Source organism: Burkholderia sp. APQ4-4ca (assembly GCF_057837105.1).
Genome location: NZ_JBYQCG010000135.1, coordinates 44,661 through 59,304, shown reverse-complemented (window position 1 = coordinate 59,304; position 14,644 = coordinate 44,661). Strand labels below are relative to the sequence as shown.

At 67.5% G+C, this 14,644-nt stretch carries 15 protein-coding genes; 6 read left to right on the top strand and 9 right to left on the bottom strand.

What is annotated here, in order from left to right; all coding sequences use genetic code 11:
• Positions 1-33: 33 nt before the first annotated feature.
• The 5 genes from AC3IFE_RS17000 to AC3IFE_RS16980 all read right to left on the bottom strand — a co-directional run bounded on the left by AC3IFE_RS17000 (position 34) and on the right by AC3IFE_RS16980 (position 5,972).
• Positions 34-918: a branched-chain amino acid ABC transporter permease gene (locus AC3IFE_RS17000; protein WP_034188182.1), complete on the bottom strand. Its 885-nt coding sequence runs from the start codon at positions 916-918 to the stop codon at positions 34-36.
• A 128-nt stretch (positions 919-1,046) separates the two neighbouring features.
• Positions 1,047-2,246 carry an ABC transporter substrate-binding protein gene (locus AC3IFE_RS16995; protein WP_301739565.1) on the bottom strand — a complete coding sequence of 400 codons (1,200 nt, stop codon included), beginning with the start codon at positions 2,244-2,246 and terminating at the stop codon, positions 1,047-1,049.
• 77 nt (positions 2,247-2,323) lie between these two features.
• Complete coding sequence (locus AC3IFE_RS16990; protein WP_089466305.1) at positions 2,324-3,079, bottom strand: ABC transporter ATP-binding protein; 756 nt, start codon at positions 3,077-3,079, stop codon at positions 2,324-2,326.
• A complete protein-coding gene (locus tag AC3IFE_RS16985) occupies positions 3,076-3,855 on the bottom strand; it encodes an ABC transporter ATP-binding protein (RefSeq protein ID WP_089466304.1) in 780 nt (259 codons plus the stop codon). Before AC3IFE_RS16985 ends, AC3IFE_RS16990 begins: the two co-directional genes overlap by 4 nt.
• Positions 3,856-4,286: 431 nt before the next feature.
• Complete coding sequence (locus tag AC3IFE_RS16980) at positions 4,287-5,972, bottom strand: GMC family oxidoreductase (RefSeq protein WP_489191240.1); 1,686 nt, start codon at positions 5,970-5,972, stop codon at positions 4,287-4,289.
• A gap of 286 nt (positions 5,973-6,258) precedes the next feature.
• On the opposite strand from AC3IFE_RS16980, the gene AC3IFE_RS16975 reads away from it, so the two are divergent.
• Together AC3IFE_RS16975 and AC3IFE_RS16970 are read left to right on the top strand one after the other, a co-directional pair.
• On the top strand, positions 6,259-7,158 hold the full coding sequence (locus AC3IFE_RS16975) for a LysR family transcriptional regulator (RefSeq protein ID WP_089466302.1): 900 nt from the start codon (positions 6,259-6,261) through the stop codon (positions 7,156-7,158).
• A 195-nt stretch (positions 7,159-7,353) separates the two neighbouring features.
• On the top strand, positions 7,354-7,887 hold the full coding sequence (locus AC3IFE_RS16970) for a class IV adenylate cyclase (protein WP_089466301.1): 534 nt from the start codon (positions 7,354-7,356) through the stop codon (positions 7,885-7,887).
• Positions 7,888-7,950: 63 nt separating this feature from the next.
• Here the strand turns inward: AC3IFE_RS16970 and AC3IFE_RS16965 are convergent, their stop codons facing one another.
• Positions 7,951-8,436 (bottom strand): Lrp/AsnC family transcriptional regulator, encoded by a 486-nt coding sequence (locus AC3IFE_RS16965; RefSeq protein WP_006408082.1) that lies wholly within the window; start codon positions 8,434-8,436, stop codon positions 7,951-7,953.
• Between the two features lie 138 nt (positions 8,437-8,574).
• Between AC3IFE_RS16965 and phhA the strand changes: the two genes are divergently transcribed.
• Both phhA and AC3IFE_RS16955 read left to right on the top strand, forming a co-directional pair.
• A complete protein-coding gene (phhA, locus tag AC3IFE_RS16960; RefSeq protein WP_218828338.1) occupies positions 8,575-9,468 on the top strand; it encodes a phenylalanine 4-monooxygenase in 894 nt (297 codons plus the stop codon).
• A gap of 130 nt (positions 9,469-9,598) precedes the next feature.
• The gene (locus AC3IFE_RS16955; protein ID WP_089466442.1) at positions 9,599-9,907 is read left to right on the top strand and encodes a 4a-hydroxytetrahydrobiopterin dehydratase; all 309 of its coding nucleotides are present in this window, start codon (positions 9,599-9,601) and stop codon (positions 9,905-9,907) included.
• Positions 9,908-10,006: 99 nt separating this feature from the next.
• Here AC3IFE_RS16955 and AC3IFE_RS16950 read toward each other — a convergent pair whose 3' ends face one another.
• Complete coding sequence (locus AC3IFE_RS16950) at positions 10,007-10,237, bottom strand: DUF3717 domain-containing protein (RefSeq protein WP_489191238.1); 231 nt, start codon at positions 10,235-10,237, stop codon at positions 10,007-10,009.
• 122 nt (positions 10,238-10,359) lie between these two features.
• Between AC3IFE_RS16950 and AC3IFE_RS16945 the strand changes: the two genes are divergently transcribed.
• Together AC3IFE_RS16945 and AC3IFE_RS16940 are read left to right on the top strand one after the other, a co-directional pair.
• Positions 10,360-11,052 (top strand): response regulator, encoded by a 693-nt coding sequence (locus AC3IFE_RS16945; RefSeq protein ID WP_006401494.1) that lies wholly within the window; start codon positions 10,360-10,362, stop codon positions 11,050-11,052.
• A 120-nt stretch (positions 11,053-11,172) separates the two neighbouring features.
• Entirely contained in the window at positions 11,173-12,657 is a 1,485-nt protein-coding gene (locus tag AC3IFE_RS16940) for a sensor histidine kinase (protein WP_089466299.1), read from the top strand.
• 143 nt (positions 12,658-12,800) lie between these two features.
• On the opposite strand, the gene AC3IFE_RS16935 is transcribed toward AC3IFE_RS16940, so the two are convergent.
• Complete coding sequence (locus tag AC3IFE_RS16935) at positions 12,801-13,331, bottom strand: SET domain-containing protein (protein ID WP_489191237.1); 531 nt, start codon at positions 13,329-13,331, stop codon at positions 12,801-12,803.
• Positions 13,332-13,508: 177 nt separating this feature from the next.
• Complete coding sequence (locus tag AC3IFE_RS16930) at positions 13,509-14,621, bottom strand: NADH:flavin oxidoreductase/NADH oxidase (protein ID WP_089466297.1); 1,113 nt, start codon at positions 14,619-14,621, stop codon at positions 13,509-13,511.
• Positions 14,622-14,644 lie beyond the last annotated feature (23 nt).

Below are 14,644 nucleotides of genomic sequence, written 5' to 3'. Positions count from 1 at the left end.
CGAGCAGGACGCCGTAGAGCACTTTTCTCTGCATCATTTTTCCTTGCCGAAGAGGCCCGCCGGGCGGAACAGCAGCACGATCGCCATGATCACGAACACGACGGTGGCCGACGCTTCGGGATAGAACACGCGCGTGAAGCCTTCGATCACGCCGAGCAGCAGGCCCGTGACGATCGAGCCGAGGATCGAGCCCATCCCGCCGATCACGACCACCGCGAACACGGTGATGATCATCGGCTGGCCCATCAGCGGCGACACCTGGATCACCGGCGCGGCCAGCACGCCCGCGAACGCGGCGAGCGCGACGCCGAAGCCGTAGGTGAGCGTGATCATCATCGGCACGTTCACGCCGAACGCCTCGACGAGCTTCGGGTTCTCGGTGCCCGCGCGCAGGTACGCGCCGAGGCGCGTCTTCTCGATCACGAACCACGTCGCGAGGCACACCGCGAGCGACGCGACGACCACCCATGCGCGATAGTTCGGCAGGAACATGAAGCCGAGGTTGGTCGCGCCGGACAGCTGCGACGGCACGTCGTACGGCTGCCCCGACGATCCGTAGATCGACCGGAACACGCCTTCGACGACCAGCGTGAGGCCGAACGTGAGCAGCAGCCCGTACAAGTGATCGAGCTTGTACAGCCAGCGCAGCATCGAGCGCTCGATCGCGATCCCGAATGCGCCGACCACCAGCGGCGCCAGCACGAGCATCGCCCAGTACGGCAGCCCGAAATACGACAGCCCCATCCACGCGAGCATCGCGCCCAGCATGAACAGCGCGCCGTGCGCGAAGTTGATCACGTTGAGCAGCCCGAAGATCACCGCGAGCCCAAGGCTCAGGATCGCGTAGAACGAGCCGTTGACGAGCCCGAGCAGCAACTGGCTCAGCATCGCCGGCAACGGAATGCCAAAGATTTCCATCGACTTAGCCGTCAGAATGAGTTTCGTTGCGCGCGCAACTTCCTTGCGACGCGCATGCGGGCGGCGCAGCGGGCACGTCGCTGCGGGCGCCACCGTGCGGCGCGCCCGTGCGCGCCGCTATGCGATGCCTACTTCCACAACGCGCAGCGCGTCTCCTGCTTGGTGCCGAACGCCTGTTCGCCCGGAATCGTCGCGAGCACCTTGTAGTAGTCCCACGGCTCCTTCGATTCGGACGGCTTCTTCACTTCCATCAGGTACATGTCGTGGATCATGCTGCCGTCCTGACGGATGTAGCCCTTCGCGTAGAAGTCGTTGATCTTCATCTTCTTCAACTCGGCCATCACCTTGTCGGAGTCGGTCGTGCCGGCGGCCTGCACGGCCTTCAGGTACGTCGTCACCGACGAGTAGTCGGCCGCCTGCAGGCTCGACGGCATCTTCTTCATCTTGCCGAAGTAGCGCTGCGCCCACTGGCGCGACGCCGCATCGCGGTTCCAGTACCAGCTGTCGGTCAGCACGAGGCCCTGCGTCGTTTCGAGGCCGAGGCTGTGCACGTCGTCGATGAACATCAGCAGCGCGGCGAGCTTCATCGTCTTCGTGATGCCGAATTCCTTCGCGGCCTTGATCGAGTTGATCGTGTCGCCGCCCGCGTTCGCGAGGCCGAGGATCTGCGCCTTCGACGCTTGCGCCTGCAGCAGGAACGACGAGAAATCGGAGGCCGACAGCGGGTGGCGCACCGTGCCGAGCACCTGCCCGCCGTTCGCCTTCACGACGTCCGACGTGTTCTTCTCGAGCGCCTTGCCGAACGCGTAGTCGGCCGTCAGGAAGAACCACGTCTTGCCGCCCTGCTTCACCACCGCCGAACCGGTGCCCTTCGCGAGCGCCATCGTGTCGTATGCGTAGTGGACCGTGTACGGCGTGCACTGCTCGTTGGTCAGCGTGTCGGCGCCCGCGCCGATGTTGATGTAGACCTTCTTCTTCTCGGCCGCGACCTGGTTCATCGACAGCGCGGTGGCCGAGTTCGTGCCGCCGACCAGCAGGTCGAGGCCGCCGCGGTCCATCCATTCGCGCGCCTTCGACGCGGCGATGTCGGCCTTGTTCTGGTGATCGGCATAGACGACCTCGATCGGCTTGCCGAGCACCTTGCCGCCGAAGTCCGCGACCGCCATGCGGATCGCCTCGAGACCGCCCTGCCCGTCGATATCCGCGTAAAGCCCCGACATGTCGGTGATGAAGCCGATCTTCACGGTATCCGCCGCGTGGGCGGCGCCGGCGGTGAACGCGGCGGCCGCGAGCGCGAGACAGGCCTGTGCGAGGGTCTTCATTTTCATTGACGTCTCCTGTTGTTCTGATGCGTTGTGGTTGTTCGAGGGCCGCCACGGCTAGCGGCAAGGGGAACGAGGCGGCATCACACGCCGAGCAGGTCGTGCAGGGTCGGCATCTTGCCTTCCAGTTCGGATGCGCGGAAATGCTCGACGATGCTGCCGTGCTCCATCACGTAGAAGCGGTCGGCGAGCGGCGCGGCGAAGCGGAAATTCTGTTCGACCATCACGATCGTGTAGCCGCGCGCCTTCAGCGCGACGATCATCCGTGCGAGCGCCTGCACGATCACCGGCGCAAGGCCCTCGGAGATCTCGTCGAGCAGCAGCAGGTTCGCGCCGGTGCGCAAAATCCGCGCGACCGCGAGCATCTGCTGCTCGCCGCCGGACAGCCGCGTGCCCTGGCTCTGCCGGCGCGACGCGAGGTTCGGAAACATCGCGTAGATCTCGTCGAGCGACATCGCGTGCTCGCGCGGCCCGATCAGCGGCGGCAGCATCAGGTTCTCCTCGCACGACAGGCTCGAGAAGATCCCGCGCTCCTCCGGGCAATAGCCGATGCCGTAATGCGGGATGCGATGCGTCGCGAGGCCGATCGTCTCGTGGCCGGCAACCTTGATCGACCCGCTGCGGCGGCCCGTGAGGCCCATGATCGCGCGCAGCGTCGTCGTGCGGCCCGCGCCGTTGCGGCCAAGCAGCGTGACGACCTCGCCGCGATGCACGGTCAGGTCGACGCCGTGCAATATGTGGGATTCCCCGTACCAGGCCTCCAGGCCCGTGATTTCCAGCGCAGGCGTACCGCTCTCGACGCCGCTCAATTCGCGTTCCTCCCGTTCGCTGTGCTTCATGCGTGCGCCCCCGCGAGCGCCGCGTCGGCGCTGCCCATGTAGGCTTCGATGACGAGCGGATTCTTCGACACTTCCGCATACGAGCCTTCGGCCAGCACCTCGCCGCGTTGCAGGACGGTGATCGTGTCGGAGATTCCCGCGATCACGTTCATGTTGTGCTCGACCATCAGGATCGTGCGGCCGTTCGCGACCTTCTTGATCAGCGCGGTCACGCGGTCGACGTCCTCGTGGCCCATCCCCTGCGTGGGCTCGTCGAGCAGCATCAGTTCGGGCTCCATCGCGAGCGTCGTCGCGATCTCGAGCGCGCGCTTGCGGCCATAGGCCAGCTCGACGGTCGGCACGTGCGCGAAATCGGTGAGGCCGACCTGCGTGAGCAGGTCCATCGCGCGATCGTCGAGCCGCTTCAGCGTGCGTTCGCTGCGCCAGAAATGGAATTCGGTGCCGAGCGCGCGTTGCAGGCCGATGCGCACGTTCTGCAGCGCGGTCAGGTGCGGAAACACGGCCGAGATCTGGAACGAGCGGATGATGCCGCGCCGCGCGACCTGCGCGGGGCGCTCGTCGGTGATGTCGATGCCGTTGAAGACGATCTGGCCGGCCGTCGGCGTCAGAAATTTGGTGAGGAGGTTGAAACAGGTGGTCTTGCCCGCGCCGTTCGGCCCGATCAATGCATGGATCGCACCGCGCCGCACACGCAGGTTGACGCCGTTCACGGCGGTGAAGCCCCTGAATTCCTTCGTCAGTCCGCGTGTTTCCAGAATCGTGTCGCCGAGAATCATGTTCCCTTCCGTACGAAGTCAGGCGAAGCACCGGGAAGCCTGGCGCAAGCGGCCGCGAACAGGTCAGCGGATCAGCCGGCTGCCCCGGGCGCCGTGGTACGCCTCGAGGGTGGTCTCCCGCGCCGACGCGTATGCACATTGCGGGACATTGTCGCGCCGTTGGTGCAGTGCAATCATCGGGATTTGCACTTATAGGGGTCGCCGCCATATCGGGCGCGACGGCGCGCGGTTATTCACCGTGCTTTTTTGATACGTGCATCATCACGCGTTGACCTGCGGCAGGACCCGGCACGCACGCGACGAAAAAAGCCGCGCGACGGCGCGGCTTGCACGGATCTCGCCGTTCGCGCGCAGGCGCCGGCGGCTTGTTTCGCATAGCGAATCAGCGGGCGTTCGCATGACGGCCCGCTGGCGCGCGGATCAGCGAGCCGTCATGCCGCCGTCGCCGCGGCCTCGGTTCGGACCGACGTCGTTTCGCGCGCCGCACGGCGGTCGGCACGAATCATGTCGCTCGCGCGCTCGGCGATCATCAGCGTCGGCGAATTGGTGTTGCCCGACGTGATGAACGGCATCACCGATGCGTCGACGATCCGCAACCCCGCGATGCCGCGCACGCGCAGCCGGCCGTCGACCACCGCGCGCGCGTCGTCGGCGCGCCCCATCCGGCAGGTGCCCACCGGATGGAAGATCGTCGTGCCGACGACGCCGGCCGCGTCGATCAGTTCGGCCTCGGTCCGGTACCGTGTGCCCGGCAGGATTTCCTCGGGGCGATAGCGCGCGAGCGCCGGCGCGGATGCGATCCGGCGCGTGAGGCGCAGCGCGTTCGCGGCGACGTGACGATCGTGATCGGTCGACAGATAGTTCGGCGCGATCGCCGGTGCGCTGCCCGGATCGGCGCTCGTGACGTGCACGCTGCCGCGCGAGGTCGGCCGCAAATGGCAGACCGACGCCGTAAACGCGTTGAAGCCGTGCAGCGGCTCGCCGAAGCGTTCGAGCGACAGCGGCTGCACGTGATACTGGAGATCGGGGCGCGTGAGCGCGGGATCGTCCGGATCCGATTTCGCGAACGCGCCCAGTTGCGACGGCGCCATCGACATCGGCCCACGCTGCAGCAACGCATATTCGGCGCCGATCATCAGCTTGCCCCACCAGCGTGCGGACAGCGTGTTGAGCGTGCGCACGCCATCGACGCGAAACGCCATCCGCAATTGCAGGTGATCCTGCAGGTTTTCGCCGACGCCCGGCAGATCCTGCACGACGTCGATGCCGAGCGCCTGCAGCCGCCGGCCATCGCCGACACCCGACAGTTCGAGCAGTTGCGGCGAATTCACCGCGCCGGACGTCAGCAGCACTTCCGAGCGCGCCCGCGCGACGTAGTCGGTGCCGCCGCCGTGGTACTCGACGCCGACCGCGCGCCGCCCGTCGAAGATCACGCGCTGCGCATGCGCGCCGGTGATCACCGTCAGGTTCGGGCGCGCCATCGCGGGCCGCAGGAACGCCTTCGACGTATTCCAGCGCACGCCGCGCTTCTGGTTCACTTCGAAGTAGCCGACCCCGGCATTGTCGCCGCGGTTGAAATCGTCGGTGGCGGGAATGCCGGTCTGCTGCGCGGCCTGCGCGAACGATTCGAGGATCTCCCAGCGCAGCCGCTGCTTCTCGACGCGCCAGTAGCCGCCCGTGCCGTGCGCGTCGCTCGCGCCCGCATGGTGATCCTCGCTGCGCTTGAAGATCGGCAGCACGCTGTCCCACGACCAGCCGGCGTCGCCGGTTTCCTGCGCCCAGTTGTCGTAGTCCTCGCGCTGGCCGCGCATGTAGATCATCCCGTTGATCGACGAGCAGCCGCCGAGCACGCGGCCGCGCGGATACGACAGCGCGCGGCCGTTGAGCGCCGCCTCCGGCTGCGTCTTGTACAGCCAGTCGGTGCGCGGGTTGCCGATGCAATACAGATAGCCGACCGGGATATGAATCCAGTGATAGTCGTCCTTGCCGCCCGCTTCGAGCAGCAGCACGCTGATGTCGGGATCCTCGGTCAGGCGGTTCGCGAGCACGCAGCCCGCGGTGCCCGCGCCGACGATCACATAGTCGAATTCGCCCTCGAGCGTGCGTTGAGTACTCACGGCGTGTCTCCTGTCGGCTCGGGTCAACGCTTCGCGCTTACCTGAGCCGCATGCTTCGCGGTCGGCCCGAATGAGCGCTTCAGCGCTGACTCCGGCCCCCCGTGCGAAGCTCGTTGTTGTGTACCGCGCGGCGCGGTGCCGCGCGTCATTTCCAGCATAGTGCGTCGCATCGCGCGCCGCGCCTGCGGCCCCGCGCGCCCGACCCGATGAAGCGTACTCCCGCGCGCGGCCACCGATCCAATGAGTTATGCTGAACTGCGTTATAAGCCGCGCTCATATCACGACGATGGATCTCACCCTGCTTCGCGCGTTCGCGACGGTCGCCCGCGAAGGCAACCTCACGCGCGCCGCCGTGCAGCTGCATCTGACGCAGCCGGCCGTCAGCCTGCAGATCAAGCATCTGCAGGAAACGCTCGGCGTCGTGCTGTTCACGCGCACGTCGCGCGGGCTCGCGCTCACGCGCGACGGGCAGACGCTGCTGCCGCACGCGGAGCGCGCGCTCGCCGCGGCCGCCGACGTACAGCGCGCCGCTGCCGCGCTGCGTCACGAGGTGCGCGGCCGGCTGCGGATCGGCACGATCCTCGATCCCGGTTTCCTGCGGCTCGGCGGCTTCCTGCGCGCGCTGGTCGAGACCCATCCGCAGATCGAAACGGCGCTGCGCCACGGGATGTCGGGCTGGGTGCTCGAACAGGTGCGCGCGCAGGCGCTTGACGTCGGCTACTACATCGGCCGGCCCGAGGACGATTCGCCGCGCGACGGCGCGCTGTTCCACACCGTCACGCTCACGCGTTTCGAATACCGCGTGCTCGCGCCGGCCGGCTGGAAGGAGCGCGTGCAGCGCGCGCACGACTGGCGCGCGCTCGCCGCGCTGCCGTGGATCTGGACGCCGCCGGCGTCCGCCCACCACCGGCTGCTGTCGCGCCTGTTCGCCGCGGCCGGCGCGCAGCCGGCGAAGGTCGCCGAGGTCGACCAGGAGCAGTCGATGCTCGATCTCGTCAAATCGGGGATCGGGTTGACGCTCGCGCGCGATTCGACCGCGCTGGCCGAGGCGCACGCGCATGCGCTGACGATCGTCGAACGCGTGACGGTGCCGACCGAGCTGACGTTCGTGACGCTCGCCGAGCGACGCGACGAGCCGGCGATCGCGGCCGCGCTCCGGCTGATCGAGGCGCAGTGGGCGATATGAGGGTTGCTGATGACGATGCGGCCGGTGACGCAGCGGGTTTCGGCACCTGACGCATGCCGCGGCTCGCCGTCACGAGCCGAATCGCGCGCCCCGCGTCGTGTCGCCGCGCCCCGTCCGCTCGTCACGCCACCATCGCAGGCTTTTTGCTAGATTGTGCGTTCGCACACCGCGAGACCCCGATTGAAGGAGACCCGCATGGCCCGCAACATCGAGATCAAAGCCCGCGCCCGCGAATTCGACCGGCTGCGCGAACGGGCGGCGCAGCTCGCGACCGAAGCGCCGCTCTTCTACCGCCAGCAGGATTTCTTCTATGACGTGCCGCGCGGCCGGCTCAAGCTGCGCCGCTTCGAGGACGGCACGCCGGCCGAGCTGATCTTCTACCAGCGCGACGATCGCGACGGCCCGAAGGCGTCGTACTACACGCGCAGCCCGGTGACGAACCCCGACGCGATGCATTCGCTGCTCGCGACCGCGCTGACCACGCGCGGAATCGTGACGAAGGAGCGGCACGTGTACCTCGCCGGCCGCACGCGCATCCACCTCGACCGCGTCGACGGTCTCGGCGATTTCATCGAGCTCGAAGTCGTGCTCGGCCCCGACGACGACGAAGCGGGCGGCGAAGCCGAAGCGCACGAGGTGTTCGGGAAACTCGGCGTGGCGCAGGACGATCTTGTCGCGGTTGCGTACGTCGATCTGTTGAACGCCGACGCGCAGCCCGAAACGGTCTGATCGAGCCCATCGAAGGCGGTACGTCGTGCCGCCTTCAGCGCCGATGCCGCGGCTGCCTCCCCGTCACGCGGCACCCGGCGCCAGATGCGCGAGCGGCAGCGCACCGTTTCGCTTGAAGGTCGTCAGTACGATGTTCGAGCGCACGCTGTCGACGCCCGGCACCCGCATCAGCTTCTTCATCACGAACTGCGACAGCGCGTTGAGATCCGGCGCGACGATTCGCAGCAGGTAGTCGGCATCGCCCACCACCGCATGGCATTCGAGCACCTCGGGCAGCACGTCGATCTGCTGCTGGAACTGCTCGATGATCGAATCGCCGTGATGCTTGAGCTTCAGGCTCGTGAACGCGGTCACGCCGAGCCCGAGTTTCTCGGGCCGCAGCATCACGCGATAGCCTTCGATCACGCCGGCCGCCTCCAGCCGCTGCAGCCGCCGGCCGATCTGCGACGGCGACAGCGGCACTTCCTCGCCCAGCTGCTGATGCGTCGCGCGACCGAAGCGCTGCAGCACGTCCAGCAGCGCAAGATCGAAGTGGTCGAGTTCCAGCATGAGCATTCTCCGCATTGATTCGTAATTTGATGCGCGATTATCGCATCTTCCGACGAATAAACGCCAACTATGCGCCCAATCCGCGCACAGCCCGCTCTACACTTGCATGGTCCCCACTACAGCGTGCAGAGCCTGATCATGTCCACCGTCGTCACCGCGAAACTGCAGGAACAGTTCGACGCGGGCCTCGAAACCCGCGCCGATTTCACCATCGACCAGCCGCTGCATCGCTACGGCCAGGTCGACCACGCGGTGTGGAAGCAGCTCTATGCGCGCCAGTCGGCGCTGCTGCGCGGCCGCGCGTGCGACGCGTTCGTGGCCGGGCTCGGCAAGATCGCGCTGCCGGCCGATCGCATGCCGTCGTTCGCCGACGTGAACCGCCAGTTGAAGCCCGCGACCGGCTGGGAAATCGTCGCGGTGCCCGGCCTCGTGCCCGACCGCGTGTTCTTCGCGCACCTCGCGAACCGGCGTTTCCCGGTCACCTGGTGGATGCGCCGCCCCGACCAGCTCGACTACCTGCAGGAACCCGACTGCTTCCACGACCTGTTCGGCCACGTGCCGCTGCTGATCGACCCGGTGTTCGCCGACTACATGCAGGCGTACGGCCGCACCGCGCTCGCGGTCGCCGACGACGAAGCGGCGCTGGCGCGGCTCGCGCGCCTCTATTGGTATACGGTGGAGTTCGGGCTGATCCGCGACCCGCGCGGCACGAACGGGCTGTCGATCTACGGCGCCGGGATCGTGTCGAGCAAGGGCGAAAGCCTGTACAGCCTCGAAAGCGCGGCGCCGAACCGGCTCGGGTTCGACCTCGAGCGCGTGATGCGCACGAAGTACCGGATCGACACGTTCCAGAAGACCTACTTCGTGATCGACGATTTCGCGCAACTGTTCGCGCTCGCCGACGTCGATGGCCGCGCGCTGGCCGACCGGCTCGCGGCGTTGCCCGAATTCGCGGCCGGCGCGGTGCTCGACACCGACCGCGTGCTGCATCGCGGCACGGGCGAAGGCTGGCCCGACGACGCCGACGCGTGACACGTCGGGCGCCCCCCGCCGGCTGCCCGTCGCCCGTCGCCCTTTCCGCAACTATGAAACAATAAACGATGCCGGCTTCGCCGCGCGGCGCAACCGCGCGCGGGCGCCGTTACCGAACGAGAGGTGCAAGATGATCCACAAGCTCACATCCGAAGAACGCAAGACCCGGCTCGAAAACCTGCCTCACTGGACCGCCGTGCCGGGCCGCGACGCGATCCAGCGCCGCCTGCGCTTCGCCGATTTCAACGAGGCATTCGGCTTCATGACGCGTGTCGCGATCAAGGCGCAGGAGATGAACCATCATCCGGAATGGTTCAACGTGTACAACCGCGTCGACGTCACGCTGTCGACCCACGACGCCGACGGCCTGACCGAACGCGACATCGAACTCGCGCGGTTCATCGACGGCGCCGCCACGCATGCGCAACCGGGCGCCTGAATCCCGAGTCCCGCCTCCACCGCCGCGCATCTTTCCGTGCGCGGCGCGTCAACTTTTCATTTCGCTGAACGTTTTCTAGGATGTACTCAGCGAAAGCCTTCAGCTTTCCAAGCCATCCTTAAGGCGCACGTAAGTCTCGTACGCTTTCCGCGCCTTGGGGTCCAATCGTTCCAGTTGCAGCGCGCTTTCGCGCTGTACAATCAGCAGCGCATACGGCTTGGAAAGCGCGCTGGCCTCTTCGCAGAGTTTGAGTTCGTCGCCGCTCGACGGCGAGCGGGCGCGCCAGAAATTGATCGCGGCTTCTAGGTCGTGGATCGAAATATCGGACATGTTTGGATTTAATCGTTCGCTGGCCGCCATGCTTGATGTCAGGCGATGCGGCGTTCCTGTGGAAACGGCGTCGTGCTGTCCGCGTGCCTGAACCGCCAACCCATTGTACTTGAGCGAACTTCATGCGACTCCTTCTGATCGAAGACGACCGCCCCATCGCACGCGGTATCCAGAGCAGCCTCGAGCAGGCTGGCTTCACCGTCGACATGGTGCATGACGGCATCTTTGCCGAACAGGCGCTGGCACAGAACCGCCACGAACTCGTGATCCTCGACCTCGGCCTGCCGGGCATCGACGGCATGACGCTGCTCACGCGCTTTCGCCAGACCAACCGCCACACGCCCGTGATCGTGCTGACCGCCCGCGACGAGCTGAACGACCGGATTCAGGGCCTGAACTCCGGCGCCGACGACTACATGCTCAAGCCGTTCGAGCCGGCCGAGCTCGAAGCGCGCATCCGCGCGGTGATGCGCCGCAGCGGCCCGCACAGCGACATGCCGCGCCCGGAAGTGTCGCTCGGCGGCGTGCGCCTGTCGGGCGTCGACCGCCGCATCTTCAACGACGACAAGCCGCTCGAACTGTCGCCGCGCGAATTCGCGGTGCTGGAAATGCTGCTGCTGCGTCACGGCCGCGTCGTCAGCAAGGCGCAGTTGCAGGATCACCTCACGCACTTCGGCGGCGATCTCGGCGACACCGCGATCGAAGTCTACGTGCACCGCGTCCGCAAGAAACTCGAGCAGTGCCGGGTCGAAATCGTCACGGTGCGCGGCTTCGGCTACCTGCTGCAGGAAATCCGCCAGACGGCGAGCGTCTGAGCGACGCCGCGCGCCGGCCGGCCGCGTGCCGCCGGTGCATGCGTGCCGCTCCACGTCGCCGCTCCCGGCGCACGACCGCGCCGCTCCCCGTGAGCGGCGCTTATCCCTTTGCCCGTCGAAATGTCTCCTGATCCGGCTGTGACCACCAGCCTGCGCCGCTCGCTGCTCCGGCGCCTCGCCGCCCCGCTGTCGATGCTCGCGCTGATGAGCGGCCTGATCGCCTACTGGCTCGCGTGGCAATACACGCAGCACGTGATCGACCGCTCGCTCGCCGATCTCGCGACCGCCATCTCCAAGCAGATCCAGATCGCCGGCCCCGACGCGCCGTTCACGGTGCCGCCGCTCGCGCAGGCGATGTTCTCCGATCCGGCCGAAGCGCTGATCTACCGGATCAGCGACGGCGAGGAGGAACTCGCCGGCGATCCGAAGCTGCCGCTGCAGGGCATCAACGTGCGCCGCATGCATCATGCGTACGTGTTCGAGGCCGAATACGACAACCGCGCGGTGCGGGTCGCGCAGGTGCGCGTCGACAACGTCGAGGGCGGCCGGCCGATGGTCGTCGAAGTCGCGCAGCCGGTGCGGCACCGCTACCGGATCGCGGCCGAATTCCTCGTCGCGATCATGATGCCGCTGCTGCTGCTGCTGCTCGCGGGCTGGGGCATCGTATGGCGGGTCGTGAACCAGCAGCTGGGCCCGCTCACGCATCTCGCCGATTCGCTGAACCGGCAAACCCACACGTCGCTGGAACCGGTCGACGAAACCGACGTGCCGCTGGAGATCCGGCCGCTGACGAGCGCGATGAACGCGCTGCTCGGCCGTCTGAAGACCGCGCTCGACGCACAGCGCAAGTTCATCGCCGATGCCGCCCACCAGTTGCGCACGCCGCTCACGGCGGTGAAGCTGCATGCCGAACAGGCGGCCGTCGCGCGCGACCCGCACCAGACCTACGCCGCGGTGCGCGAGTTGCGCGCAGCGGCCGACCGCGCGGTGCGGCTGTCCAACCAGTTGCTGTCGCTCGCGCGGGCCGAGCCGGGCGAACAGGCCGCCCGCTTCGTCGACGTCGATCTCGCGGCGATGGCGTTCGAGACGGGCGCCGAATGGGTGCCGCGCGCGCTCGCGTCGCACGTCGACCTCGGCTTCCAGCGCAGCGACGAGCCGGGCGACGACGAGAAGCTGATCGTGCGCGGCAACCCGGTGCTGCTGCGCGAGGTGATCGCGAATCTGCTCGACAATGCGCTGAAGTACGTGCCGCTCGCGCGGCCGAACGGCGCGCGGATCACGGTGAACGTCGCGCGCGCCGCGCTCGAGGACGGCCAGCCGGCCGCCGAGATCGTCGTCGAGGACAACGGCCCCGGCGTGCCCGCGAACCAGCAGGCCGACCTGTTCAAGCGCTTCTTCCGCGGCGACGCGCAAAGCGGCAACGGTGTCGAAACCGGCGCCGGGCTGGGGCTCGCGATCGTGCACGACATCATCGCGATGCATGGCGGCACCGTGTCGTACGAGGATGCATCGGAAGGCGGCTCGCGGTTCGTGGTGCGGGTGCCGCTCACGACGCGAACGGAAAAGCCGGCCAGCGAAACGCCGGCTGCGGCGCCGACGCACTGAGCGATCGCCGAGCGAGCCGCGGCGGGCAACCGCCGGCCCGTCGACCGGGCCGCCCGCCCGCGCAAAGCGAATGCCGGGCCGCCACCACGCGGCAGCCGCCGGCTGAAACGACAGCGGCAGCGCGCGATGCGCTGCCGCCTGCCTCACTTCCTGTTCTTCTTGTCCTTCGAACCGGACGCGGGCTTGCCGTCCTTCTTGTCCTTCTTCTTTTTCTTCTTCCCGCCTTCGTCGGACGTCGCGAGCAACGTGCCGCGGCACGACGCCGCACCGCAGTGGCACGCGTATTCGCGCTTGAGCTTCTTCGTCAGCTTCGCGTCGATCACGAGGCCGTAGTCGTAGAACAGCTCCTCTTCCGGGCCGATGTCGCGCAGCGCGTGAATGTACACGCGGCCCTTGACTTCCTCGGCTTCGCAGTTCGGCGCGCACGAATGGTTGATCCAGCGCGCGCTGTTGCCGTCGACCTTGCCGTCGATCACGCCGCCTTCGTCGAGTGCGAAGTAGAACGTATGATTCGGCTCGCTCGGGTCGTGCGGATGGCGGCGCAGCGCTTCCTTCCACGAGATTCGCTCGCCCTTGTATTCCACTACGCGTTCGCCGGCCTTGATCGGCGCCACGGCGAACACGCCCTTGCCGTGTACTCCCGAGCGGCGCACCGCGATCCTGCGTGAACTCATCGAACCAATCCTTGTGAAGACGACTTGAACGGAAGCGACCGCCATCGCGGCCGGGCGCCGCGCCAAACGAAAACGCGGCACCGGTCGGTGCCGCGTCGGGGCATGCGGCGAATCACCCGCATCCTACACGTTCGCGATTGCTTCGTTCAACATCGCGCGCAATATTGCGCGATGCGCTCAGCGCTGGCCGAACGACACGTCGCCGAACAGCGCCTTGTGCTCGCGCGGCTGCGAGCGCCAGTACTGCGGCGGCGCCGTCACCTGCGCGCCGAGCTCGGCCGCCGCGTGCCACGGCCAGCGCGGGTCGTACAGCATCGCGCGCGCCATCGCGACGAGATCGGCATCGCCGGCCTCGATCAGCCGGTTCGCATGCTCGGGTTCGTTGATCAGGCCGACCGCGATCGTCGGCATGCCGACCGCCCGCTTCACGGCCTGCGCGAACGGCACCTGGTAGCCGGGCGACAGCGGAATCTTCTGCAGTGGCGACACGCCGCCGGACGACACGTCGATCCAGTCGCAGCCGCGGCGCTTCAGTTCGTGCGCGAACGCGATCGTATCGTCGAGCTCCCAGCCGCCTTCGACCCAGTCGGTCGCGGACACGCGCACGCCGACCGGCCGATCCTCCGGAAACGCGGCGCGCACGATCTCGAAGATCTCGAGCGGAAACCGCATCCGGTTTTCGCGCGATCCGCCGTATTCGTCGGTGCGCCGATTCGCGAGCGGCGACAGGAACTGATGCAGCAGGTAGCCGTGCGCCGCGTGCACTTCAATCGCATCGATGCCGAGTCGTGCGGCACGTTTGGCCGACGCCGCGAAGGCTTCGCGGATACGATTCAGGCCCGCGGCATCGAGCGCGAGCGGCGGCGTCTCACCGTCCTTGTGCGGCACGGCCGACGGGCCGTGCGGCAGCCAGCCGCCGTCGGCGACCGGCACGAGCTGGCCGCCCTCCCACGGCGCCGCGCTCGACGCCTTGCGCCCCGCGTGCGACAACTGCATCGCGATGCGGATCGGCGAATGCTTGCGGATCGCGGCCAGCACCGGCTTCAGCGCGGCTTCGGTCACGTCGTCCCACAGGCCGAGATCGCCATGTGTGATGCGTCCGTCGGGTTCCACCGCGGTCGCCTCGATGCACAGCAGCCCGGCGCCCGACAGCGCGAGATGGCCGAGGTGAATCATGTGCCAGTCGGTCGCTTCGCCGCGTTCGGCCGAGTACTGGCACATCGGGGAAATCACGATCCGGTTCGGAAGGGTCACGCCGCGCAGCGTGAACGGAGAAAACAGCGCAGTCATGGAAGCCGCTCGCCAGGAAAGGG

Excerpts from the sequence above, each read along its gene's own strand:
- AC3IFE_RS16955 (WP_089466442.1), top strand. The coding sequence starts at position 9,599 with ATGATCCACAAGCTCACATCCGAAGAACGCAAGACCCGGCTCGAAAAC.
- AC3IFE_RS16965 (WP_006408082.1), bottom strand. The coding sequence starts at position 8,436 with ATGCTGGAACTCGACCACTTCGATCTTGCGCTGCTGGACGTGCTGCAG.
- AC3IFE_RS16935 (WP_489191237.1), bottom strand. The coding sequence starts at position 13,331 with ATGAGTTCACGCAGGATCGCGGTGCGCCGCTCGGGAGTACACGGCAAG.
- AC3IFE_RS16940 (WP_089466299.1), top strand. The coding sequence starts at position 11,173 with ATGTCTCCTGATCCGGCTGTGACCACCAGCCTGCGCCGCTCGCTGCTC.
- AC3IFE_RS16930 (WP_089466297.1), bottom strand. The coding sequence starts at position 14,621 with ATGACTGCGCTGTTTTCTCCGTTCACGCTGCGCGGCGTGACCCTTCCG.
- AC3IFE_RS17000 (WP_034188182.1), bottom strand. The coding sequence starts at position 918 with ATGGAAATCTTTGGCATTCCGTTGCCGGCGATGCTGAGCCAGTTGCTG.
- AC3IFE_RS16945 (WP_006401494.1), top strand. The coding sequence starts at position 10,360 with ATGCGACTCCTTCTGATCGAAGACGACCGCCCCATCGCACGCGGTATC.
- AC3IFE_RS16990 (WP_089466305.1), bottom strand. The coding sequence starts at position 3,079 with ATGAAGCACAGCGAACGGGAGGAACGCGAATTGAGCGGCGTCGAGAGC.
- AC3IFE_RS16995 (WP_301739565.1), bottom strand. The coding sequence starts at position 2,246 with ATGAAAATGAAGACCCTCGCACAGGCCTGTCTCGCGCTCGCGGCCGCC.
- AC3IFE_RS16950 (WP_489191238.1), bottom strand. The coding sequence starts at position 10,237 with ATGTCCGATATTTCGATCCACGACCTAGAAGCCGCGATCAATTTCTGG.
- AC3IFE_RS16970 (WP_089466301.1), top strand. The coding sequence starts at position 7,354 with ATGGCCCGCAACATCGAGATCAAAGCCCGCGCCCGCGAATTCGACCGG.
- AC3IFE_RS16985 (WP_089466304.1), bottom strand. The coding sequence starts at position 3,855 with ATGATTCTCGGCGACACGATTCTGGAAACACGCGGACTGACGAAGGAA.
- AC3IFE_RS16975 (WP_089466302.1), top strand. The coding sequence starts at position 6,259 with ATGGATCTCACCCTGCTTCGCGCGTTCGCGACGGTCGCCCGCGAAGGC.
- phhA (WP_218828338.1), top strand. The coding sequence starts at position 8,575 with ATGTCCACCGTCGTCACCGCGAAACTGCAGGAACAGTTCGACGCGGGC.